The 24,759-nt window shown below is 43.1% G+C and carries 23 protein-coding genes; 8 read left to right on the forward strand and 15 right to left on the reverse strand.

The window, feature by feature from the left end:
• The first annotated feature begins 115 nt into the window (after window positions 1–115).
• Together HJG39_RS11960 and HJG39_RS11965 are read left to right on the forward strand one after the other, a co-directional pair.
• The gene (locus HJG39_RS11960; RefSeq protein ID WP_268409465.1) at window positions 116–985 is read left to right on the forward strand and encodes a mechanosensitive ion channel family protein; all 870 of its coding nucleotides are present in this window, start codon (window positions 116–118) and stop codon (window positions 983–985) included.
• Window positions 986–1,016: 31 nt separating this feature from the next.
• On the forward strand, window positions 1,017–1,274 hold the full coding sequence (locus HJG39_RS11965) for a hypothetical protein (RefSeq protein WP_268409466.1): 258 nt from the start codon (window positions 1,017–1,019) through the stop codon (window positions 1,272–1,274).
• Between the two features lie 57 nt (window positions 1,275–1,331).
• On the opposite strand, the gene HJG39_RS11970 is transcribed toward HJG39_RS11965, so the two are convergent.
• Complete coding sequence (locus HJG39_RS11970; protein ID WP_268409467.1) at window positions 1,332–1,784, reverse strand: MarR family winged helix-turn-helix transcriptional regulator; 453 nt, start codon at window positions 1,782–1,784, stop codon at window positions 1,332–1,334.
• A gap of 129 nt (window positions 1,785–1,913) precedes the next feature.
• Here HJG39_RS11970 and HJG39_RS11975 point away from each other — a divergent pair, with 129 nt between their 5' ends.
• Window positions 1,914–2,342, forward strand: a complete 429-nt coding sequence (locus HJG39_RS11975; protein WP_268409468.1) for an organic hydroperoxide resistance protein — start codon at window positions 1,914–1,916, stop codon at window positions 2,340–2,342.
• A 102-nt stretch (window positions 2,343–2,444) separates the two neighbouring features.
• On the opposite strand, the gene yaaA is transcribed toward HJG39_RS11975, so the two are convergent.
• Window positions 2,445–3,218, reverse strand: coding sequence for a peroxide stress protein YaaA (gene yaaA / locus HJG39_RS11980; RefSeq protein WP_268409469.1), 774 nt, complete (start codon window positions 3,216–3,218; stop codon window positions 2,445–2,447).
• Window positions 3,219–3,277: 59 nt separating this feature from the next.
• The gene (locus tag HJG39_RS11985; protein WP_268409470.1) at window positions 3,278–3,799 is read right to left on the reverse strand and encodes an O-acetyl-ADP-ribose deacetylase; all 522 of its coding nucleotides are present in this window, start codon (window positions 3,797–3,799) and stop codon (window positions 3,278–3,280) included.
• A gap of 291 nt (window positions 3,800–4,090) precedes the next feature.
• Here HJG39_RS11985 and tal point away from each other — a divergent pair, with 291 nt between their 5' ends.
• From tal to HJG39_RS12000, 3 genes are all read left to right on the forward strand, one after another.
• Entirely contained in the window at window positions 4,091–5,044 is a 954-nt protein-coding gene (tal, locus tag HJG39_RS11990) for a transaldolase (protein ID WP_268409471.1), read from the forward strand.
• A 37-nt stretch (window positions 5,045–5,081) separates the two neighbouring features.
• Window positions 5,082–6,728 carry a glucose-6-phosphate isomerase gene (pgi, locus tag HJG39_RS11995; RefSeq protein WP_268409472.1) on the forward strand — a complete coding sequence of 549 codons (1,647 nt, stop codon included), beginning with the start codon at window positions 5,082–5,084 and terminating at the stop codon, window positions 6,726–6,728.
• 206 nt (window positions 6,729–6,934) lie between these two features.
• Complete coding sequence (locus HJG39_RS12000; RefSeq protein WP_268409473.1) at window positions 6,935–7,111, forward strand: DUF3545 family protein; 177 nt, start codon at window positions 6,935–6,937, stop codon at window positions 7,109–7,111.
• A 105-nt stretch (window positions 7,112–7,216) separates the two neighbouring features.
• On the opposite strand, the gene ung is transcribed toward HJG39_RS12000, so the two are convergent.
• From ung to HJG39_RS12025, 5 genes are all read right to left on the reverse strand, one after another.
• A complete protein-coding gene (gene ung, locus HJG39_RS12005; RefSeq protein WP_268409474.1) occupies window positions 7,217–7,876 on the reverse strand; it encodes a uracil-DNA glycosylase in 660 nt (219 codons plus the stop codon).
• A 6-nt stretch (window positions 7,877–7,882) separates the two neighbouring features.
• Window positions 7,883–9,163: a threonine synthase gene (gene thrC / locus HJG39_RS12010; RefSeq protein WP_268409475.1), complete on the reverse strand. Its 1,281-nt coding sequence runs from the start codon at window positions 9,161–9,163 to the stop codon at window positions 7,883–7,885.
• 3 nt (window positions 9,164–9,166) lie between these two features.
• Complete coding sequence (gene thrB, locus HJG39_RS12015) at window positions 9,167–10,114, reverse strand: homoserine kinase (protein WP_268409476.1); 948 nt, start codon at window positions 10,112–10,114, stop codon at window positions 9,167–9,169.
• Between the two features lie 138 nt (window positions 10,115–10,252).
• On the reverse strand, window positions 10,253–12,709 hold the full coding sequence (thrA, locus tag HJG39_RS12020; protein ID WP_268409477.1) for a bifunctional aspartate kinase/homoserine dehydrogenase I: 2,457 nt from the start codon (window positions 12,707–12,709) through the stop codon (window positions 10,253–10,255).
• Window positions 12,710–13,100: 391 nt separating this feature from the next.
• Window positions 13,101–13,478, reverse strand: a complete 378-nt coding sequence (locus tag HJG39_RS12025; RefSeq protein ID WP_268409478.1) for a response regulator — start codon at window positions 13,476–13,478, stop codon at window positions 13,101–13,103.
• Window positions 13,479–13,575: 97 nt separating this feature from the next.
• Between HJG39_RS12025 and aceK the strand changes: the two genes are divergently transcribed.
• On the forward strand, window positions 13,576–15,294 hold the full coding sequence (gene aceK / locus HJG39_RS12030; RefSeq protein WP_268409479.1) for a bifunctional isocitrate dehydrogenase kinase/phosphatase: 1,719 nt from the start codon (window positions 13,576–13,578) through the stop codon (window positions 15,292–15,294).
• A gap of 25 nt (window positions 15,295–15,319) precedes the next feature.
• Here aceK and HJG39_RS12035 read toward each other — a convergent pair whose 3' ends face one another.
• A complete protein-coding gene (locus HJG39_RS12035) occupies window positions 15,320–15,724 on the reverse strand; it encodes an MAPEG family protein (RefSeq protein WP_268409480.1) in 405 nt (134 codons plus the stop codon).
• Window positions 15,725–15,780: 56 nt separating this feature from the next.
• On the opposite strand from HJG39_RS12035, the gene HJG39_RS12040 reads away from it, so the two are divergent.
• A complete protein-coding gene (locus HJG39_RS12040; RefSeq protein WP_268409481.1) occupies window positions 15,781–16,716 on the forward strand; it encodes a 1-aminocyclopropane-1-carboxylate deaminase/D-cysteine desulfhydrase in 936 nt (311 codons plus the stop codon).
• A gap of 36 nt (window positions 16,717–16,752) precedes the next feature.
• Here HJG39_RS12040 and HJG39_RS12045 read toward each other — a convergent pair whose 3' ends face one another.
• From HJG39_RS12045 to HJG39_RS12070, 6 genes are all read right to left on the reverse strand, one after another.
• Window positions 16,753–17,214, reverse strand: a complete 462-nt coding sequence (locus HJG39_RS12045) for a DUF192 domain-containing protein (protein ID WP_268409482.1) — start codon at window positions 17,212–17,214, stop codon at window positions 16,753–16,755.
• Window positions 17,207–17,689, reverse strand: a complete 483-nt coding sequence (locus HJG39_RS12050; protein WP_268409483.1) for a hypothetical protein — start codon at window positions 17,687–17,689, stop codon at window positions 17,207–17,209. The genes HJG39_RS12045 and HJG39_RS12050 overlap by 8 nt, the downstream gene beginning before the upstream one ends.
• Window positions 17,690–17,702: 13 nt before the next feature.
• Window positions 17,703–20,828: an efflux RND transporter permease subunit gene (locus HJG39_RS12055; protein WP_268409484.1), complete on the reverse strand. Its 3,126-nt coding sequence runs from the start codon at window positions 20,826–20,828 to the stop codon at window positions 17,703–17,705.
• Between the two features lie 2 nt (window positions 20,829–20,830).
• On the reverse strand, window positions 20,831–21,979 hold the full coding sequence (locus tag HJG39_RS12060; protein ID WP_268409485.1) for an efflux RND transporter periplasmic adaptor subunit: 1,149 nt from the start codon (window positions 21,977–21,979) through the stop codon (window positions 20,831–20,833).
• A gap of 156 nt (window positions 21,980–22,135) precedes the next feature.
• Window positions 22,136–23,509, reverse strand: coding sequence for a GGDEF domain-containing protein (locus tag HJG39_RS12065; protein ID WP_268409486.1), 1,374 nt, complete (start codon window positions 23,507–23,509; stop codon window positions 22,136–22,138).
• 245 nt (window positions 23,510–23,754) lie between these two features.
• Window positions 23,755–24,759 (reverse strand): 2-dehydropantoate 2-reductase, encoded by a 1,005-nt coding sequence (locus tag HJG39_RS12070; protein WP_268409487.1) that lies wholly within the window; start codon window positions 24,757–24,759, stop codon window positions 23,755–23,757.

The raw sequence follows: 24,759 nt of genomic DNA on the forward strand, positions 1-24,759 counted from the left end.
CTAGCCGACCTTTTTTACCATGCTTATATATATTCATACGATCTCATTCCCAACCCTATTCGCTATGATTTACGCTAAGCAATTAACGCCATTTAACGCTGATTTTTGAAACGCATTGTTAGCAATAACTGATGGAAGAACACCATTGATGGAAGAAAACTTAGGAAAAGAACTTGAGCAAGCTGCTGCCATTTATCAAATGGTGATTGAGTTTTTTGTGAATTACAGCTTTCAAATTCTAGGCGCGATTCTTATTTTGCTGCTGGGTTTGGTGGTTGCTCGTAAAGTGAGTAATTTGCTACTTGCGCTGTGTGATAAAAAAGGCATGGATGTCACCCTCAGTCGCTTTGCAGCCACTTTTGTTAAAATCGTAACAATGACCATGTTTGCCATCATTGCGCTTGGTAAGTTGGGCATTAGCGTCACCCCCTTTATTGCCACGGTTGGTGCGTTGTCTCTAGGCGCAGGCTTGGCAGTGCAAGGCTTGGTATCGAACTATGGTGCGGGCCTGAATATTATTCTGACGCGGCCTTACGTGGTTGGCGACACTATTAGCGTGCAAGGCGTAACTGGGGAAGTCAAAGAAGTGCGTTTGGCATTTACCATTCTTACCAACGAAGACCAAATCGAAATCAGCATTCCTAACAAGCATATCGTTGGCGAAATCATCCAAAACTCGTTTAACAATACTTTGGCTGAGCTTTCTATTGGTATTGCTTACAGCGAAGACCCCGACAACGCTATCGAGCTGATTCAAAAGGCGATATCGGAAATAGATGGCCCAGACAAAGAAAAGCCGCCGCAAGTGGGCATTAGCGATTTTGGCGACAGTTCAGTGAATATCGCTATCCGCGTTTGGTTGCCTACCTCGCAATATCACACGCTTTTGCATAAAGTGAATAGAGAGGTTTACCGTTCACTAAACGACAACGGTGTGAACATTCCGTTTCCACAACGGGAAGTGCGAATGCTTACGGATAAGTAAAAGCGAACAAATTGATATTCAGGAGTAAAGCGTGTTTCAGGGTGAAAGTGTCGGCATCATTGCGTTAATTGCCAATATCATTATTCCTTTTATTATTGGCATACTGACATTTCAAAAAACACTGCCATTTTCAATGATTGTGGCAGCGATCACTTCGATGCTTATCGCTGCCTTTTTTCAAGCGCTGGCTTCTCATTCATTCTTTTCCGTTGCTGTTTTCCTTTCTGCTATCATCGCGATTTTTTCCAGCTGGGCGGGGCGAGCGCTCAGAAAAGTGACGACTAACTAGCGCTGTTTAACTAAATAGCTGTATTTAACGCTTTTAGGTAAAACGTTAAACAAAAATTTAATCCTCTAACTTACAAATGGCCGACTCTAAACCCTGACTTAGCTTATCAATCAACGAAATTAGCGTGAGTGCCTCTTCCCTTTCAAGTGTATCAACTTTGCAAATAAGCTGCTGTGGGATCGACTCGGCTTCATTCTCTGCGGCCTTGCCCTTTTCCGTTAAATGCACAAAACGTGTACGCTTATCTTCCTCGCCTTGAACCACTTCCAGATACCCTTTGCTTTGTAGTTTCTTCAGAATGAGCGTCATTGCTCCAGCATCGATTTTTGTTGTTTTAACAAGCTCTTGGATAGTCACCCCGCTTTGCTCCCACAGCCCCATCATGGCGACATATTGAGGATAGGTAATGTCTAACTTTTTAAGTAAAGGACGATATGCACGGGTAAATGCATTGGAAACCGTATAAAAACGATGGCAAATCTGATTTTTAAGCCTTAGGGCATCAGTCATTTATTCATTCCTCTCCAATAATTTTGCATACAATATAGTTGCAAAGCGACACCGCTTACTTTAATATATTTTGCATGCAAACAATATTCTATATTTAATTCACATAGTAAACGTTACTAGGAGAAGATAATGCAAGCATTACAGCAAGTTGTATATACCGGAATTGCAACCGCAACAGGTGGAAGAGAAGGGATAGCGCTTTCTGACGATGAATCGCTCAACTTGAAGCTTTCTACACCAAAGGCGTTAGGGGGAGCGGGCGGTTCAGGTACGAATCCTGAGCAAATGTTTGCCGCAGGTTACTCTGCTTGTTTTATTGGCGCATTAAAGCACGTTGCTGCCGCAGGCAAAGTTAAATTATCGGATGACATTCAAGTCACAGGAGAAGTTGATATTGGTCCTGTCGAAACGGGATTTGGCATTGCTGTTCGCCTAACCGTGGATTTAAAAGACTTGGATAAAGAAGTAGCTCAGGCGTTAGTTGAAAAAGCGCATATGGTTTGCCCATATTCTAACGCAACCCGTGGCAACATTGCGGTTGAAGTTAAACTCGCTTAATTCTCTGTTCCTCGTTTCAACATTTCATTTTTCACGTTTCACTTTTCTCAAAGTGTTTTTGGCCGGAGGCGCTTGCTTTCCGGCCGTTTTTAAACATTTCTATTATTGTTCTTCACGGGTAAATACTAAATCCGTACCTTGACTCATACTTTCACTAAATTGGTATCCCGCATAATCAAAGGCTTTTAATTGCTCGACTTCCGCAAGTTGATTCTTAATGATATATCGCGCCATTAGTCCTCTCGCTTTCTTAGCAAAGAAGCTAATCACTTTATATTCACCGTTTTTCTTATCTTTGAATACTGGCGTGTAGATCTCAGCCTCTAATTTGGCTTTTTTCACCGATTTAAAATATTCGTTAGAAGCAAGATTCACTAAAACGTTGTCGCCTTGCTCCGCAAGCGCCATATTCAAGTTGTCGGTGATGATCGTTCCCCAAAACTCATATAGATTTTTACCGCGATTGTTAGACAACGACGAGCCCATTTCCAAACGATACGCTTGCATTAAGTCTAATGGACGCAATAAACCATACAAACCCGACAAAATACGCAAGTGAGACTGTGCGAAGGTGAAGTCGGCTTCATCTAATGTGTTGGCTTCGAGACCGGTGTAAACATCGCCGTTAAAGGCCAATACCGCTTGTTTGGCATTCTCTGGCGTAAATGGCAAATGCCACTCTGCAAAACGCTCAGCATTTAATTGAGCCAATTTATCGCTGATTTTCATTAATGAACCAATTTCATGCGGCGCTAACTCACGGCATCGTTGAATAAGCTCCTGAGCATCGTCTAATAACCTTGGTTGGGTGTAGGTATCGGTAACGGGCGCGGTGGTGTAATCCAAATTTTTCGCAGGGGAAATAACAACTAACATAGCATTCTCTATTTTTACTTGGCAGGCACTGATTTTGGCATTCTATCAATGATGGTGTGTTAATGCAGTTGCAAGGATTGCATTGCATTAACAAAGGCGTGGTACACCTCTTCACTAAAAGCACAGAAGATCACTTTACGTATATCTTCATAGTGACCGATTTCTTCGGCAACTGTTTGCATGGCAATTTGGCAGCCAGCTTGCAATGGATAGCCGTAAACACCGCAACTGACAGCCGGAAAAGCGATACTGCGAATGCCATTTTCTCCAGCGCGCGCTAAACACTCTTTGTAACAGGACGCCAACAACTGCGCTTCCCCATGACCACCGCCATACCAGCGCGGTCCTACAGTATGAATAACATGCTTAGCGGGCAAGTTGTAACCTTGCGTAATTTTAGCATCCCCGGTTCGACATCCCTTTAATTTACTGCATTCCGCTTTTAATTCCGGCCCAGCAGCTCGATGAATAGCACCATCAACACCGCCACCACCTAATAAGGAATTATTGGCAGCATTCACAATGGCATCCACGGAAAGTCGGGTAATATCTTCCTGAATAATGGTAATTTTCGCTGTCATAAATGTATTACCTTAACTGGTTCTAAATAGTTGTTGTTGATTTTCAATCATTTCACACTGGAATTTAGCCAAAAGGTTAGCAAGTTTTGCGCTTTGAGAGTAGCAACCGTTATAATGGCGTCATGTTTCAAAGACACGATTCTCCTGAAATCGGCATTGTGCCAGTCGCCCATCAGAATGAATACGAATTCAATTCATTAACCAGTCACAATCGTTTATTACGGTTGCACTTGAAAATGAAATATTAAGCCAAATGATACAAGCCCAAGAACCTTGTAGTTAGAGGATATTATGACTAACCAATTAGATGCTTTACGCGAAGTTACCACGGTTGTCGCCGACACTGGTGACATCGACGCCATTAAAACTTATCAGCCGGTTGATGCCACAACCAACCCGTCATTGTTATTAAAAGCGGCGCAGCTACCGCAATATACTCCTCTACTTGAACAAGCCACAACATGGGCTAAGTCTCAATCGGATAACGCTACGCAACAGCTTGAAGATGCTAACGACAAATTGCTTGTGTTAATCGGAAAAGAAATTCTTGATATTGTTCCCGGACGCGTTTCTTCGGAAGTGGACGCTCGATTATCGTTCGATACGCAAGCAACCATTGCAAAAGCGCATCGTTTAGTTGAACTTTATCAATCAGAAGGTATCACTAAAGACAGAATTCTGATAAAAATAGCATCGACATGGGAAGGCATTCGCGCTGCTGAACAATTAGAAAAAGAAGGTATAAATTGCAACCTCACATTATTGTTTAGCTTTGCTCAGGCAAGAGCCTGTGCAGAAGCCGGTGTTTACCTTATCTCACCCTTTGTTGGCCGAATTTTAGACTGGTACAAAGCTAAAAACGGCAAAGACAGTTACCCTGCATCGGAAGACCCGGGTGTGCAATCTGTGACCAGCATTTATCACTATTACAAGCGTCACGGCTACAACACCATTGTGATGGGAGCAAGCTTCCGCAATATAGACGAAATAACCGAGCTAGCTGGCTGTGATCGTTTAACGATTAGCCCTGCGCTATTGCAAGAACTGAAAGATTGCACCGATCCGCTTCCACTCAAACTAGAAGCGGCTCAAGCAACTGAAACTGCGCCATCTGCGTTAACAGAGGCAGCGTTCCGTTGGGCAATGAATGAAGACGCAATGGCAACGGAAAAGCTCGCTGAAGGTATTCGTAATTTCACTGTTGACCAAATCAAACTGGAAAAAATGCTACAGGAGTATCTGTAACTGCTCTGGTTTGCGTAACTACACATTGGGAGATGACATGAGCCTTCTGACACAATCAGAACACTGGCAGCAACTTTCACAGCTTCACGAGCAAATTCAAGCAGAACATATGCGGGACTGGTTTAAGCAAGATCCCGATAGAGCGCAAAAAATGAGTTTGTCGGCTTGTGGCATCTTCCTTGATTATTCTAAGAACTTGGTCAACCAAGAGGTGATGAGCGCCCTACTTGGTTTAGCCCAAGATGCCAACCTTGAAGTAAAACGTGATGCCATGTTTTCCGGTGATAAAATCAATCACACTGAACATCGCTCCGTTTTACACACTGCCTTAAGAAACTTTTCTGGCGCCCCCGTTTATGAAGACGGCGAAAACGTGATGCCAGAAATAGAAGACTGCCTGACTAAAATGCAGCGCTTTGTTCACGCTATTCATTCAGGCGATCATCTAGGGTATACCGGCAAACCCATAAAAGATGTGCTCGCTATCGGCATTGGCGGCTCATTCTTAGGCCCGAAAATCATGTCCGAAGCGTTGAAGCCTTATCAAACCGGCAAAGTAAACGTGCATTTTGTTGCTAATGTAGACGCCTGCCATTTGCAGGATGTGCTTGCCAAAGTTTCTCCTGAAGAAACTTTGGTAATCATGTCATCGAAGTCGTTTTCCACTCAAGAAACACTGCAAAACACCTTAACAACACGCGAATGGTTTTATCGCTCTGGTGGGCAAAAGAAAGACGTCGCTCACCATTTTGTTGCGGTTTCTTCCAACATTGAAGCGGCTACCGATTTTGGCATTGCGGAAGACAATGTGTTTCCAATGTGGGATTGGGTTGGTGGACGCTATTCCATGTGGTCAGCCATTGGTTTACCTCTGGCACTAAATATTGGATTCGATAACTTTCGGGCATTGCTTGAAGGTGCATTCGATATGGACCAACATTTTAGAACCGCACCTCTTGCTGACAATATGCCAGTAATCATGGCTCTACTTGGCATTTGGTATCGCAACTTCTTTAACGCGCAAAGCTATGTGCTTTTACCCTACTATCATTACTTACGTGGCTTTCCTGCCTACGTACAACAACTTGATATGGAAAGTAATGGCAAACGCATGGCAGGTGAGCAAGCCGTTGACTACCTAACAGGCCCCATTGTTTGGGGAAGTGAAGGCACAAATGGTCAGCACTCCTTCCATCAGCTTTTACATCAGGGGACGAGCACGATTCCTGCTGACTTTATGCTTCCACTTAAAGTGCCAAATCAACATCAAGTGCAACATGCTATGCTCGCGTCGAATTGTTTTGCCCAGTCTCAAGCACTCATGCAAGGCAAGACATTTGACGAAGCCTACGCAGAATTAGTGAATACCTCTCTCACTGATACTCAGAAAGCCTGTTTAGCGAAACATAAAGAAATGTTGGGTAACAAACCAAGCAACACCCTGTTATTCCAACAGCTTGATCCAAAAACCCTCGGTTCATTAGTTGCGCTCTATGAACATAAAGTGTTTGTTCAGGGCATTATTTGGCAGGTCAATTCATTTGATCAATGGGGCGTTGAGTTAGGAAAAGTATTGGGAAATCAAATCTTATCAGAGATTAATAGTGCGAGTGTCACCAAGAGTGAATTTGATGCGTCAACCGCACAGTTGATCGACTTATTCAGGCAGTCAACCGAGGAATAATACACACTCTAGGGTAAAATAACACTCCTTTTATGGTGCTTTAGATAAAAAAAGTGATGATTCATTAAAGCGTCAACTTCTGTTAATAAAAAGTTAACAAAAACGCTTTACTTTGCTGCTAGCTATGATAAAAAAAGATTAGCTTTTCGCGAAGAACGGTAGTCATAAATCACGATTTAAGCCTTTTTTAAAAGAAGGAGAGTGCCATGAGTAAGTCTGATGTGATATCCCATTTGGACCCTGATACAAACACAGTTAAGTCCAAGAAAAAGAAGCGCATGTGGCGTGAAATTGAAGCGTTGAAAGACAGGTATCGTCTTCGTAAAGAATTACAGGATATTGATATTTTTAACGAGTACGAACTCCAAAAAATTGATATTTAAAACAAAAAGCTCCGGCATTAAATGCTGGAGCTTTTTTGCTTTATGAAGTGATATTTTAGCTTTTTACAACAACTCGCTCACACCACACTAATTAAGGCAAATTTTTTAAATCTGCCAATTAATAGGAGTTTGGCCTTGTTGTTGCAGAATGCGGTTAGTTGCAGAAAAATGGCCGCATCCCAGAAAGCCTCGATGTGCAGACAACGGAGATGGATGCGTGGTTTTTAGGATGTGGTGCTTCGAAGTATCAATCATACTGCCTTTTTTCTGAGCATGACTGCCCCAGAGCAAAAACACGATACCTGAACGATGCTGATTTAATTGCTCTATCACTTTATCAGTGAAGCGTTCCCAACCAATTTTTGCATGAGAATGTGCATTACCCTGCTGCACTGTTAGCACGGTGTTCAACAGCAATACCCCTTGTTCAGCCCACGATGTTAAGTGACCATGATTTGGAGTTTGGAAATCGGTAATGTCTCGGGCCAGTTCTTTATACATATTCATGAGTGAAGGCGGTGTTTTCACACCCGGCAACACCGAAAAGCACAACCCATGCGCCTGCCCGGGGCCGTGATAAGGATCTTGCCCTAAAATCACCACTTTCACATCGGAGAATTCCGTGTAACGAAATGCGTTAAAAACGTCTTTTTGAGGCGGGAAAATGACCTTTCCCGCTTCACGCTCTTGCTCTACGAATTGTAAAATTTGCTGGAAGTAAGGTTGCGCTTTTTCTTCACTAAGCGCGTCTTTCCATGTTTGCATAATAGCCTAAAGGATGTTGAATAAGTGCTGCTTCAATTGCTGATAATCATTAGGTAACGGCACAGACAAACTTTCTTTATCAGCTACCTCAACCAAAGGTTCTGGCAACGCAATTGGCTGACCTAATACATTTTCAACGGTTTCTCGGAACTTCGCTGGATGTGCGGTTCCAAGGAAAATGCCGGTTTCACCATCTTGAAGCTGACTGGTTAGCGCTTTAAAAGCAACAGCCGCGTGAGGCTCACTCACATAACCTTCATTTGCCAGATTTCGCATTGCTAACTGCGTGTAATCTTCATCGATGGAAACCGCGCTAAGAATATCCTTGTTTAGCATGCCCTTGTCAAATAAGGCTTGAATGCGCGGCCAATTATTCGGCTGACTGACATCCATCGCATTCGACATGGTTGCCACTGTCGCATTTGGCTTCCATTCACCGCTTGCCCAAAAACGCGGAACCGTATCGTTAAGGTTAGTGGCGGCAACAAAACGTTTAATGGGTAAACCAAGCATCTTGGCAAACATGGCCGCAGTTAAATTACCAAAGTTACCGCTAGGCACTGAAACTATCGTGTTTTCACGTTGTACTTTATTTAATTGAGAGAAGGCTTCGAAGTAATAACAAATTTGCGCCATCAAGCGACTAATATTAATGGAGTTTGCCGAATTGAGGTGCAAGCCTTCTCGTACGTCTTTGTCTTCAAACGCCGTTTTAACCAAATGCTGACACGCATCAAAATCGCTTTCGATGGCGACGGTGTGAATATTACCGCCCAAGGTCGAGAAGAGTTTTTCTTGTAGCGGCGAGATCTTTCCTTTCGGGAACAAAATCACAACGTCGATATTGTCGATACCATGAAAAGCATGCGCTACAGCAGCCCCTGTATCACCTGAGGTTGCCGTTAAAATGGTGATCTTCTGCCCTTTTGATAACGTCGACAAACATTGCGCCATAAACCGTGCGCCAAAATCTTTAAACGCTAACGTTGGTCCGTGGAACAACTCTAAGCAATAAATATGGTCATTTACCGGCGCAAGCGGCGCAGGAAAAACAAAAGCGTTGGCAACCAATTCCGAAATAACGTCTTCGCTTAGCTCATCACCAATTAGTTGCTGCAACACTTTGGCGCTACGTTCAACAAACGGCATTTCGAGTAAGGTATCGATGTTGTCGAATGGCTTAAATTCACTGGGGAAATACAGGCCCATGTCTTGGCCTAACCCTTTTTTTACCGCCTGTTCAAAACTAACCTGATCAGAGGGGACTTTTAAATTGTACAAATGCACGGCTTATTCCTTCACAATTCTGGACCCTTCAAGGTCCAATTGACAGATGTGACTAAACCCAGCGTCGTTTTGGATATAATGCTGAGCGAGCCAATCGTTTATTATTTTTGCTTGTGATAAATCATCACAAAGGGCAAACACGGTAGGGCCGGAACCAGAAATGCCAAACGCGCCAGCACCATTTTCTAGCGCAAATGCTTTTGCGTCATCAAAACGAGGCAAAAGGGATTTACGATAAGGTTCAGCAATAACGTCTTGAATGACAGTTTGCGCGGTGTGAGCGTCTTGTCGATGCAAGGCATCAACAAAGATAGCAAGTTGTCTACCGAATTGAATTGTCGTTTGCAAACTTACTTCTTGCGGTAAGATTTTGCGGGCTGCCGAGGTAGAAACATGAACACCGGAATAGCAGGCAACCCAATACCACGTATCAATGCTAGGTAATTTGCGAGCCACTTCGTGTTCAAGTTCACTGATAAGCGTTAATCCACCCAAATAACTTGGCGCAACGTTGTCATAGTGAACACTACCGCTTATTTGCCCTTCCATGACGCCCATCATTTTGAGTAAATCATTTTTGTTGAAAGGAGAATCAAAGAAGGTGTTGAGTCCAAATAACGCTGCAACAATTGAGCTGGCGCTCGATCCTAAGCCACTACCGATTGGCAAATGCTTATGCAACGTCATGTGAACCGGTCTTGGTGTGAGCCCACGTGACTTTAAACATTCACTGAAGTGCATGTAACAATGGGTCACGATGTTGTCAGAAATATCAGACGGGAGAACATGTTGAAATCGTCCTGCATAGTCCAAAGCGTAAGACTCGCTGTCTTGAATTTCGATTTCATCACCTAAATAAGAACCGTCGATTGGGAGTAACGCCGCCCCCAACATATCAAAACCAAGACTGACGTTACCAACGGATGCTGGTGCATAGACTTTCAGATACATTTTAAAGCCTCTGTTTCAAGGGGATATAGGAGAAAAAAGGCTAACACGCCAACACATTGAATACAGCGATTTAACGCGTTTACCTGCGGCATTAGCCCCATTTTCACCTCATATTTTATAATTGAACATTAGGGCACGTTAAACATGCTTCCACGGCATAGTACGAAGTACATCAGCAAAGACCCCCGCAGCCGTAACCGCCGCGCCAGCACCATAACCACGAATGACAAATGGCAATGGTTGATAGTAATGGCTATGAATGGCCAAGGCATTTTCACCGTCTTTAATTCCATAAAGAGGGTGAGAATCATCCACTTCAACCAATGATACCCGACACTTACCATCTTTAATGCTACCCACATAACGCAACACTTTACTCTCACTGCGAAGCTGACTTAAACGTGCATCATACACTGCATCAAGCGCTTTCAAATTATTCATGAAGTCTTCAACGGAACCACTAACGTCAAATTCTTCAGGCAAAATAGGATCGATTTCAATGTCGGTTAATTCCATATCCAGCCCGGCCTCGCGCGCCATAATCAGCAGTTTACGAGCGATGTCCATTCCACTTAAGTCGTCACGCGGGTCAGGCTCGGTATAACCATTCTCCAATGCAATTTGCGTAGCCTCAGAAAGCGCCATGCCATCGTCTAACTTGCCAAAAATAAACGATAATGAACCAGAAAGAATACCTTCAAACTGAATCAGCTCATCGCCGGCATAAATGAGCTTTTGAAGATTATCTATAACCGGTAAACCTGCGCCAACTGTCGTTTCGTACAGGAACTGACGATTAGACGCCTGCGCCACTTCTCTTAGCTTATTGTAGAAACTCATGTTGTTGGTGTTTGCCTTCTTATTCGGCGTTACAACATGGAAGCCTGAAGTCATAAAATCAATATAAGTATTGGCAATAACCTCACTGGTTGTGCAATCAATTACCACGGGGTTCACCAAGCTATGTTCTTGGGTAAACTCACGCAGCTTTGCCACAGACAAGCTTTCTGTGGCTTCGGCTAACATGCTCTCCCAGTCTTCCTGTAAGTCTATTCCTTCTGACTTCAGCAGGATCTTTTTGCTGTTAGCAATGCCGTAAACGCGCAGTCGAATATGCCTTTCTAGTAAACTTTGCTGCTGTTTGCTAATTTGCCCGAGCAATTCAGCTCCGACTGTACCGCAGCCCACGACAAAAGCATCAATAGTATGCAAGTTAGAGAAGAAATTCTCATGAATGACTTTCACCGCTTTTTTCGCTTTCCTATTTTCAACAACCGTAGAAATGGAGCGTTCTGATGACCCTTGAGCAATCGCTACATTGTTAACACGAGCTTGGGCCAGCGCACTAAAGAATTTTGCCGCCAGACCTTTTGAATGACGCATGCCATCACCAACTAGCGTCACAATCGCAAGATTCTTTTTCACTTCGATTGGTTCTAAAAAGTTATTGGATAACTCTAATGCGAACGCATCTTCTAACATCGCCAAAGCACGCTCTTCATCTTTGCCATGCACGCAAAAACTAATGCTGTATTCGCTGGAAGATTGCGTAATTAAGCTAATCGAGATATTGGCGTTAGAAATCACTTCAAACACTCGACTCGCCATGCCAACCATGCCTTTCATACCCGGCCCAGAGAGGTTAAACATGCTCATATTTTCGAGCAAGGAGATCCCTTTAACTTTACTTTGGCTGCTTGGTTCATGGCTAATAAGCGTACCCGGAGCCTCTGGATTCAATGTGTTTTTAATGAGACAAGGAATGGAAAATTGGGCAATGGGACCAATGGTTTTAGGATGCAGCACTTTGGCACCGAAATAAGAAAGCTCCATGGCTTCTTGATACGTCAATTTATCGAGGAGAACGGCACCGTCAACTTGATTAGGATCCGCATTGTACACTCCGTCTACATCAGTCCAAATCTCACAAGCTTGAGCATCTAAGCAAGCTGCCAGAATAGCAGCGGAATAATCTGAACCATTGCGCCCTAACGTCACCTTTTCACCAGCGGCATTTGCTGCCACAAAACCTGGCATAATTAAAACGGTATTGGCATCGTAAGAAAAATCTTGGAAACGACTCCGGCTAATTTCTAAATCAGCAATGCTGTCCAGATATTCGCCTTCAGCTAGCACATAGTCAACGGGATCAATAATGGCGTTTTTTTGGCCTAAAGCAGATAGAATGGCCGAGAAAAAATTAACGCTGAAATATTCACCCAAACTCATGATTTTGGCTGCAATGGGATCAGGGCAAACATGCAGCATTTTAATCCCCTGTAAATGCTCTTCCAATTGCGCTAAATGCGTATCAATAAATGTGTGAATTGCCTCTGAATCAAAATCAGACAAAGCACCGCTTAATTCATTGGCGATGCCCACGAGCTTTTCGCTCATCTCTTGCAATAACGGAGCGTAATCTTCGCCCGCTTCAGCTTGTTCACATAGCGCAGCTAACATGTTTGTTACGCCTTTAGGTGCTGATAACACAACTGATGCACCCGCCGCTTGATGAACATTAAGCGTGATGTCTTTCACTCTCAAATATCTAGCAGCGTCTGCAAGAGAAGAACCACCAAACTTTAAAACCTTCATCCACTACTCCTCTAAACCAAAAATCTGCTTATTAAAAATACCCAAAAAAAAACCCGTGTCTGTTAAGTCACGGGTTTTTGCATTCTGTTGTTTCTCACTTTGCACTAACCAGCGACCGACCTCGACGAGGTGGTAATACCCATTTCGATATACATTGAAATCGTTATTGCTGTAGTGAGAAAAATTTTATTCATTTGAATACAAATTGCCTGTGGCACGCCTGGATATAAAAAATTAATTAAGCTGATTTTTAATTAGCCTAACTAACTGAATTAATGTCGTTATCATCAACTATTATTATTTTTATTGATGTTATTATTCTATTGATTTTGCTTTTTATTTTTGTCAATTCTTATCGACGCCTTTTTAAGCGTCGTATTTTTCGACTATATCATACTTGTTCTGGTAGTAAATCAAATTTCTTAAGTGTTTCGACCAGCTGTGATTGTTGCAAAGGCTTCTTAATAAATTCCAATGCCCCAAGCTCAATCACTCTCTCTTGCATCTTAGGTTGCACATCACCGCTGATGACAATCACAGATGCACTAATTTTCTCTAACAGGATATTTTCAAGGACTTCAATGCCGTCCATTTTCGGCATGGTTAAATCAAGAAACAACACATCGATGGAGTGATTACGCAATATTTCCATGGCTTCCAAGCCATTGGCTGCCATATGCACTTCACTTGCAAACCCTTCCGGCAAACAGCGATTGACCGATCGACGCCCCAATTTGGAGTCATCACAAATGATTACTTGATATTGCATAACGCTCGCTAATTTAAATTTTGTATTAATTACTCGCCAATTGTATTCAATTTCTGTTAAAACCCAAGACACTATTTATAAATTTTCAGATTAAATTGTGAACTCAGCAAGTAAACACTCTCCTATTCAGGTCGCATACGCCATTTTAAAAGGCTTCGATAAGAGCTTTCGCTTATATTGCAATATCACCGCAGAAGCCAAACAGCGTTTTGAAAAGGCACAATGGCAAGCCTGCCAAGCCGCCTCTAAAAAGCGTATCGACCTTTACGAGCAAAGCTTAACAGAAACTGTTACTGGTATTTATGAAGGTTATCTGCCTCAAAAGCAGTCGCTTAGTTTTTGGAAGAAGGTCAAAAGTGAGTTCATTTTTCTATTGGAAGGCCACAAACAGTTTGAATTGGCGGAAACCTTTTTTAATTCGGTCATTGGTCGTGTATTCAAACATCAACTGATTGACGATGATGTGATGTTTGTCCGTTCAAGCCGTTGCCACCTAACAGCACAAGCCATTCCCGATTTTATTAACACCTTTGAAGCTCAAACGAGCTTAAAGCACACGATTGAAAATATTCTGGCCGCCTATGCGTTTCGAATCCCATTTGAAAATTACAATCGGGACTTAAAAAATGTCATGACGGAAATCAAACGAAAAATTAATGTCAAAACGCGCTTGGAAATTACCTCCGTCGACCTAATGAAACCCACTTTTTACAGGGGAAAAGCTGCTTACATTATTGGTCGAATGCGTAAATCCTCAGGAGACATTCCCTTCGTTATCGTATTTTTGGTTAATGATGAAGGTGAGCTTTATGTTGATACCTTATTAACTGAGCGTCGGGATCTCAGTGTTCTATTTGGATTTGCTCGCGCTTACTTTATGGTCGACACATTACACCCTGCCGCGATAGTCGATTTCTTACAAGAGCTGCTTCCTAATAAAAAAAACTTTGAAATGTACACGGCCATCGGGCTTTATAAACATGGCAAAACCGTATTCTATCGTAACTTTCTAGAGCACTTGCACAATAGCACTGACCAGTTCGAAATCGCACCAGGCACCAAAGGTCTGGTGATGCAAGTATTCCATCAACCTTCTAATGGCATTGTATTTAAAATTATTCGCGACGAATTTGGCGAGAGTAAGAAGATCACGAGACAAGACGTCATTGACCGCTACAAATTGGTTAAAAACCACGACAGAATAGGTCGTATGGCAGACACCCATGAATTCGCAAATTTCCGTCTACCGCTAGCTCGCGTATCTGATGCACTCATGACCGAACTAAACGAAAGTTGCGCTAACAGCATTGAAGTAGTTGGCGACGAACTGATTATTAAACACCTATACATTGAACGCAAAATGACGCCGCTCAATTTATATTTAGCTCGGGAAGATTTAACCCACGGAGAAATTCATCATGCTATTGATGACCTAGGAAATTGCATCAAACACATCGCAATGGCAAACATCTTCCCCGGCGATATGCTACAGAAAAACTTTGGAATAACGCGTCATGGGCGAGTGATTTTTTATGACTATGATGAAATTTGCTATATGTCTGAGCGTAACTTTAGAGAATTACCCAAATCCGACGATCCCTACGCTCTAGATACGCTATCCGTTGCACCCAACGATGTTTTCCCTGAACAATTTGAGCATTTCATTATCGGTAAACGCGACCTGAAAGCCTTATTCAAAAAGCTTCACGGCGATTTATTTAAACCGGAATACTGGCGCAACATTCAACGTCAAGTTGCTAGAGGTGAGATTTATCATGCCGCACCGTATCCGGTTCAACAACGCTTTAAACGCTAACCAAACGAGTTCAACTGCAATGAGCTTAGTACACTGTTGCGGTTTGTATCATTGCTTCCCACAAAATCAGTAACGATGAAATAAACCCAACGCCCCAAAAAATGGAACGCATGAGGTGCTGGTCAATCCAATACATCATTAAATACACAAAGCGGGAGAAAACAAAGGCAATAGCACAATACTGTGCGAACTCGGTGGGTATATCTAGCGCCAGTATGGCTAATACACCCGGAGCATACATAATAAGTGCTTCGAAACAGTTTTCATGGGCTGCTTTCGCGCGGGCGCCAAAACCCGAAAGCTTCGCTTGCTGCCCTCTTGGATTGCGGTTATTGTAACCACCTAAATTATGCATTGCGTAAGCCAAAGGAACTTTTGCCAGTATTGGCATCACAGTGGCAATGAATAAGCTTATCAGCATGGTTTCCATCAGTATAATTCCTAAATTCAAAGAGTTAACTCAACTACGAAGTTAAGTGGCACACTATGCAAGATCACATCGAGCTTGTAAACCAGCTCGCGATAGCTACCCCCTCTCCCGTGAACCCTATTCAACTCCCTGTTTTACAAGACTATGATGTTACTTTGGAGGTAAAACGCGATGATCTACTCCACCCCATTATATCTGGTAATAAGTGGCGTAAACTACAAGGACATTTGCAACGTGTGTTGAATGCCAAAACGCAAAACGATTCACCAATAAGCGCATTATTGAGTTTTGGCGGCGGCTTTTCGAATCATCTTCATGCATTGGGCTATTGTTGCTACCAACTTCACATGCCATTTACAGCAATCGTACGCGGCAATTACACCAGTCACTTCACGCCAATGCTGGAAGATCTTCAAGCTTGGGGCACGACAATTCAATTTGTTGACAAAAAAACTTATCAACGTAGATACGAGCCCGATTATTTACGCCTGTTAAGTCATGAACACCCGAAAACACGGATAATTCCTGAAGGGGGATCCGATGATCTCGTATTAAAGGGTGTTGCAAGCATGTTAGATGAAATTGAGGATTTGGATGAATATGAATACTTACTCTGCCCGGTTGCCAGTGGAGGTACTCTTGCTGGTATTGCCCAAGGACTAGCTGAGCGAAATAGTCGTTGCCAAGTCATCGGCATTGCCATGTTGAAAGGAGACACATATCTGGAAAATTTGGTCAGGCAATTATTGCCAAATGAATACCCAATGCCCCGAATTATTCACGACTTCCATTGTGGTGGTTATGCCAAATGTCCAACTCAATTAGCCACCTTTTGCGATAACTTCGCAGAGCAAACACACATCCCTGTTGAACCGGTTTACAGCGGCAAATTGTTTTACGCCATTATGCAATTAATTGAACAAGGTTTTTTTCCCAAAGGAAGCCGGTTATTGGCTTTACATACCGGCGGTTTACAGGGCGCAAGAAAGTAAGTTTAGCCTCTGTTTATTGCTGTTCTTTTTGTTTGCCTATTTAGTGATCTTGATTTTATCACCCTCTTTGACGCCATGTTTGCCAAACCAACCTTGATTCATTTCAAGCGCATATTGCACTTTTTTACTGGATGGGACAGACGTTAAATCCAGCGGTTTCATTTGCTTTATATCGGTAATGACGCCTGCACGCGTGATAAACGCAACATCCAATGGAATTAACGTGTTTTTCATCCACATGGAAACCCGTCTGGCATATTCAAAGTCGAATAACATGCCACAGTCATCACACATGGATTCGCGCCCCATCAACCCCTGTGCGCGCAAATCCCAATTATCAGCAAACTCAACCTCCAACGTTTTACCTCCCACCTCAACTTCAGCCTGCTTAAACACCAACGCCTCTGTTTGTGCAAAAAGCGAAGTCGAAATAACGCTGGAAACCAACGTGCTAAGCACGAGTAGCATATTAAAAAAAGCAATCGTTTGATTACGCATATTCACTCTCATAAATTCGCAACTTTTCAGGGCTATAAAGTAACTTTACGTTATCGCCATACTGAATATTTGGCACCAGATTACAAATCACTTCCAACACGGTATCGTCATGATGGTGCTGCGTTTTTGTATCAGGGTGGGGATAGTATATCCAACCCGGAAAAATCACGTTCCCCCTAAGTAAAACACAGGTGGCAAACCAAAATGTTTCTGGATTAAATCCTTCTATCCACTGCACATTTTCAAACGTGTGATCAGGCTTAATCCATTCAAAACGTTTAGGTTTAAGCGATAAGTTCAGTGTCCCTCGATAACAATCGGATAAATCGAGTCCTCTTTCTTTAAAGTGAGGAAGTTGCAGTTCAATGCTGCCTGCCGGGTACGGATTTACAGCAGCACGTCCTGATGCGATTTGATGCCCTGCAATCACCTGACATTGCACGGATTGCAGAGCACTATTTGACGTATGACTCATAATTTCTCAGTAACTACTTAGCGGGTGCCTCAACATTTATTGTTGTAGACTTCTGGCCCCTTAGTTTACCGAAAGATTGTTTTATATCATCTAAAATCATGTACAAACAGGGAACCAGTACAAGTGTAATCAAGGTTGCAAAGGCAACGGCAAACGCTAAGGAAATAGCCATTGGAATCACAAACCTCGCTTGTAGGCTGGTCTCAAACATGATGGGCAGTAATCCAAAGAAAGTGGTTAATGACGTTAGCAAAATGGCCCTGAAACGTGCCTTACCTGCATTCACCACGGCATCAAACGTTGTTTGCCCTTCGCGCCGTAACTGGTTAACGAAGTCTGTGAGTACAAGACTATCGTTCACCACAACCCCCGCTGCCGCGATAATACCAAAAATGGACATCATACTGAGATCATAGCCAAAGAAGAAATGCCCCCAAACCGCGCCGGTTAAACCAAACGGGATAACTGACATGATAATGAAAGGCTGTGTATAGCTGCGTAGTGGAATGGCTAATAAGAAATATACAGCCAATAAACCCGCAACTGCGAAATACAACATTTCTTGTTGTTGTTCACGCTGCTTTTGTACCTGACCGCCCAGTTCAGATTTCACCGAAGGATGCGCTTTTTTCACTTCTGGCATAATATCCTTTTTCACCGTTTGTACCACTTGTCCCGGCGTAATAACCGCTTCATCAATGGATGCATACACTCGGACCGTACGATAACCTTGGTCCCGACGAATGTAGCTCAGCCCCGGCTTCTCATATAACTCGGCAACATCACCCAACATGACTTCAGAGCCATCTGGCGTATATAAACGAGTTTGTTTCAAAGAGGAAAGTTGCTCACGTACGGCTCTTGGATAACGCACCATAACTTTGATTTCGTCACCTTCACGCAAAACACGCTGCACTTCACTCCCGTAAAAACTCAGGCCAACGGCTCGTGCGACGGCATCAGGCGTTAACCCTAATTGATACCCAACAGGCTTCAACTCCAACTGAATCTCTTTGTTAGCGATGTCAATGCTTGAACCAATATCAAATAAACCTTCCACTTGTCCAAGCTTATGCATTAGCAAGCGTCCAGCCTCATTCAATTCTTCTAAGTCTTTACCATAAATGCGATAGCTCAATTCACCATCTTCACCCGCTTCAATCACCTCATCTTGAATGGTGATTTTTTTCAGCCCAACAATGGTTGGAAATTGTTCACGCCAGCGTCGCGCCAATTCAAACGAGTCGTAAGGACGAGCTTCTTCATCGACTAATGGCACAACAATACGCCCAGATGTGCTGCTTTGCGCGTAAGCCATGACATTTGCCACAAGCGGCTCACCTACTTCTTTTATGCTTTCTTGTTCCACACGATTAATCATGCCCTCAATCTGCTTTATTGCACTGAGCGTGGTTTGTTCCGAGACATTTTCGTTCATTTCAATTGTGATAGAGGGGAAGTCATGAGGAATACTTGGCATTGGAATAAAACGCACAATGCCAGCGCCCATGAGCGAGAAGGTGATGAAGAGCAACGCCACAAACGTTGACAAGGTGAGATAACGATACTTGGCACACATTTCCACAAAAGGGGCGTACTTGTTATCCACAAAATGATGGAAGCGCTGGTTAAAACGGTGTCTCCAGCCATTTGGATCGATAGGCTTAAACTTCGACTCCGCTAAATGCGCTGGCAAAATCAGTTTTGATTCAATCAAACTAAAGATTAAACACAGCGTTACCACGCCAGCAATGGATATAAAACCGCCAGATTCCACGCCTTCGGAAAATAAAAACGGTGCAAATACCGCAATAGTGGTGAGAACGCCAAAAGTAGCGGGCACGGCTACGCGTTTTGCTCCGCGTATCACATTATCGACACTGTGCCCTCGCTTTTCTATTTCCGTCGAGGCGCTTTCGCCAATGACGATGGCATCGTCAACCACAATCCCCAGCACCATAATGAAGGCAAATAAGGAAGTGATGTTAATGGTAACGCCAACCATCGGCATCAACCAAATTGCGCCAAGGAAGGTTAGCGGCAAGCCCACCATTACCCATAATGCCAATTTCAATCGTAAAAACAGCGCTAACATAATGAACACTAACACCGCGCCTTGAGCGAGGTTGCTTAACATCATATCGAGCCGACCATTGAGGTAGTAGGTCATATCCACCAGCACATCCATATGGTAATGCGCTGGCAAAGTTTTACGTTTTTCTTCAAGATAACGACGAACTGACTGCGACACTTCTGGCATAGACTGTTCTGAAGTTGCTTGAACAGCAATGATGGTCGCCTCTTGTCCGTTGAAGCGCATATAGTGTACACGCTCCTCAAAACCATCTTTAATATTGGCGATGTCGCCAAGAAGCACTTGCTCTCCAGCGGCTCCTGTTACTACAGGAATAGAGTAGAAATCATCACGATTATAGGCTTGCTGCTCAGAACGAATAGCAATCACGCCTGATTGCGTTTCAATAGTCCCCGCGGAACGATTACTAGAATAATTGCGAATCGTGTTGGTTACGCCCTGCAACGTTAAACCATATTTACGTAGGGTTTCCGGCGCAATTTCAATAGCAATTTCATTTTCGGGCATAGAATCAAAGTCAACGAGCGTAACGTCATTAAGTTGAAGCAATTCATCTTCAATCTTTTTCCCGAATTCTTTTAACACCAGCGGGTTATCCGGGCCGGTTAACACAATTTCTAATACAGGCTGGGTAAACTCACGCTTGTAAATAATGGGAGGTTCCATATCCGCAGGAAAGGTGGCGATACTGTCAATCCTGAGTTTTACTTGGTCTAACACATCACTGAGATCTTCACCTACGTCAATTTCAAGGCTAATTGAACCGCTACCGCGACCAATTCGTGTCACCATTTTATCGATACCGGTCACATCCTGTAACGACTCCTCCATCTTCTCCATCACGCTTTCTTCCATTTCCTGTGGAGCAGCACCCGGATAAACCGCACGGATGGTAATGAAGTTAATTTCTGTGGTCGCAAACATTTGTCGCTGAATACTGAAGTAAGTCAGCAGGCCCATAACAATGATGATCATCATCATTAAATTAGCCGCAACAGGATTACGCGCAAAATAGGCTATCAAGCCACGTTCAGAGCTAATCATGACTATTTAACCTCGTTATCTGTACTCGCAGAAGAAATAGACACAACCATGCCATCTTGCGGATATTCAGGAATTTGTGTGACCAAGCGTTCGCCAGCTTCTAAACCACTGCCAATTAACACTAAACCTTTCTCTTCACGCAGAATACTCACTTTCTTCTGAACTAATTTATCGTTAGCGTCAACAATCCACACATGATCATCTTCGAGCACTTCTTGAGAGGCTGAAATCACGCCATTAAGCGTCACGCCGGGAACGGTTACTTTTACATAACTTCCAAATTTCACCACTGGTACATTGCTACGCAATCCATAGGGGTCCTCAATCACTGCAACCAAGTTGCTCATACGCGTTGCTTGATTGACCACACCCAAATCACGATCAATATAGATGTCACGTGACAACTGGGATTTATCCGCTACGGTTAACCGTGCGGGTGCCGATTGAATATCTTTGGGAATAAAGGGGGCATCAAACCCAGCAATGGGCAACACCACTTCGGCGTTTTCGATGCTAAATAACTCTGCTACCGCCGTACCTGAGTTTACGACCTGACCAATCCCCACGTTACGGGATACGATTAAGGCGTCGTAAGGGGCTTTTATCTGGCAACGTTCTAGATTACGTTTTGCTCTGGTATAGGCAGCTTCTGCTGCCTTTAAACGCGCTTTGGCGCTCAATAGTTGCGGTTTTCTCAACGCTAAGGCAGAAACTTTCTCTTTGGCGACACTTGCCCATTCTTCTTTTGCCACTTCGCCTAATGCGATTTCTTGTTCTAATTCAGACTGTGCAGCAGCCAAACTAGATTCGGCTTCAATCAAAGCGGCTCGATAATCTGATTCATCAACCCGTACCAGCACTTCTCCCGCTTTAACTAAGCCGCCTGCATAAAAGTCCTCGTGTACAGCCACTATTTCGCCGTTAACAAAACTCGACAAGTTTGTGCGTTCTTTTGGCTGAACTTCTCCCCACGAATCAATATTAACTTGATAATTTTCAGGCTGCACCTTCTCTACTGAGACAAGTGGCGCAGGAAGCTCTTGTTGTAACTCATTGTCCTTCGCATTGGCTTTCACTAATCCGATAGAAATAATAATCCCAAGCGCCAAAACAACAAAAGGCGCACCAATTTTGAGTAAATTTTCATTCATAACTGCAGAGGTTCCATTTGGAATAGTGTCAACATATCAACTTTAGATCATTCAGCGCTCGAAACAAGACGAAGCGCTATTTCAAGTGGTCAACTTTACCCTAATGTGGAAATTCTCACCAAAGCAAATTGCAACAATTTGCACATTCCGATTGGTTTAAACAGCGCAGTTAGTCGATAGGATTATTTTATTTTTCCCAGTGCGTTTTGCAGCGTATAAATTTGTATCCGCTTCTGAAATTGTCCGCTGATAATCGGGATGTCCATCATACATGGCGACCCCAATACTAACGGTCACGTTAAGCCTCTCTCCATTTTCCAATACAGAATCTACACTTTGTACCGCCAGACGAACCTGCTCTGCTTTTTGCAATAATGAACGGCGGTTTACGGCACTGACCAATACTAGAATCTCTTCTCCGCCATAGCGGAAACAAAAATCAGTGGGTCGTACATTTTGCAAAATACAACTCGACACATCTCTTAACACTTTGTCGCCCGCTTGATGACCATAGGTATCATTGACCAGTTTAAAGTTGTCGATGTCTATCATCATCAAACCAAAGCGCTCATTTTGCGCGTGACATAAACTCACTTCACGCTTAAATATGCCATCAACAAAGCGGCGACTTAACAATTGAGTAAGGGGATCACGCGAATGATTTTCTTGAGTATTTTTATCAGCAATTTGGTCAAGCAACCAACAAATTTCAGCCACAACTCTGTTGATGTAAAAAATAACTTCAATCAGCTTATCTTTTTCCATGCCAACTCGGTGCCGCACTTTGTTCTGCATAAATAAACTGAGTTCTTCAATTAAAAATTGAATTCGGGATAATTCATTGCTGTTTGGGAAATACAAGCCTGCTTTATGAACAAACCATAATCCACAATTTGTGTGTCGAATGTCAGCCTCACTTTCAATGGCAATCACATTCTCACTCACCATGTGGGTGATGATGTTCCGGCTCCAGGTAATTAATTCCGACTTGATTTTTTCACACTCTAACGATAAGTCAGATGTAGCCACTTTTAGACGAAAGGCTTGTGCATTGCGTTTATCATCGGCATGTTTAGTGTGGTAATGCGCATTAATCACAGACAAACAGGTATCCAACAATTTATTGATGTACACCACTCCCTCGGCAAGGTGTGCTTTGTCTGCAAGTGTTAAATAAATTTCAAAGCAATAGTCTTTTACCACCTGCATCCCATAATCGACCAACCCCACAGGCACGCCGATACGAGCGTGAATCACACCAATTTGAGCATGCATGTTATTGAAACTTTTAGAACATAAATCAGCTCGAGGACTAAAAACAAATTCTGCCCACTGCGTAAAAGATAACTTAAGTTGAAGTTCTACCTTCTCATGATTTAAAAACAAGCCCGCATTACCATTATTCATTAATTCTCGATAAAACGTTTCCGCAATAAGAGGGGCTTTAGACTGCATTTTTGCAGATACATAGTTAACTGTACTCGCTTTGACTGAATCGCAGAGTTTTTCTATGGATTTTGGAGGATTCATTGCCTTTATCACTCAGTTATCAGACTCAAAAAATCCGCTTACATACGCGCATTTAGGTTCGATTTCCCCCTACAGTAGATCATGTTAGATATGGGGAACATTAAACTTTTTGTTGATTAAAACAGCGAGGAAACATTGAAAATTAATTTAACTATATGATTTAAAGACAGAAATTACCTAACCAAACGGTTAAGCAACCAGGCTGGCTTATGCATTTTTCCAAAGCAGGTTTGATACGGATCAAATTATACCTGTGACAACTGAGATAATAACGCCCGGGCTGATATTGGTGCCGAAATGCTATTTTCACTCAACAAACGTAGTTGCTGTGCCACCACTTTGTTTACAGGAGCAGAAAGTCCAACCTCCTCAGCGATGCTCGATACCGCACCATTTAGAAATTGAATCTCTGTTTCTCGGCCAGCTTGAATATCCTCCCACATGGACGAGCGTGCTTGTGGGTCTATTGCTAACATTTTTTGCGCCAGAATTTGAAATAGCCAATCTGGCAACAACAATATTCTCGGCAACCAATGAGGCTTAACGGAAGTAAGTTGGGCTAACTCAATGCCCTTACGTTGGCACACTTGCAGCAACTCTTGCTGACATTTCGCCAACACTTTTCGATAACCTCGCTGCGATAACTCTTGCTTCAAAGGCAAATCAGATAACGCATTAATTGCATTATTTAAATTCAACATGAGCTTCCCCCAAATAACCGCTTTCATGTCGCTGCGTAATTCACACGCCAAGCCATAGTGAGAAAAAGCGTCTTGAATAGGGTGTAATGAACGATGTTGTGGCAAATACACACTTCCTTCCGTCGCTCTATGAAAGTGCGCCTGTTCTCCCTGAACCACATTAAATGGAACAATGCCGCATACCACTTCTGCTTGTTGTACCGCTTGTTTAACCGGCAACTCTGCGCCTATACCGTTTTGTAAACACACAATCAAACAACCGTCTTGTACATAATTTGATAACGCTTCAGCTGCTTGTTCCATTGCCGTACATTTTAGCGTTACTAATACGACATCGGCTTGAGACAGCGTTGTGGGGTCGGTGCTATAGGCAATATTGGCAACAAAATCATCACGTTCTTGGTAATCTGTTAATCGAATTCCTTCTCGCTGCTGAATGACCTTTTTCAGACGCTCTCGCCCCAACAAAACAACATCCATCCCCTGACTGAGTAACACTGCTCCTAAATAGCACCCAATCGAACCTGCACCGTACACAACTATTTTCAC

It is taken from the genome of Alteromonas sp. a30, from assembly GCF_026788005.1.
In the GTDB taxonomy this organism is placed as follows: Bacteria; Pseudomonadota; Gammaproteobacteria; order Enterobacterales; family Alteromonadaceae; genus Paraneptunicella.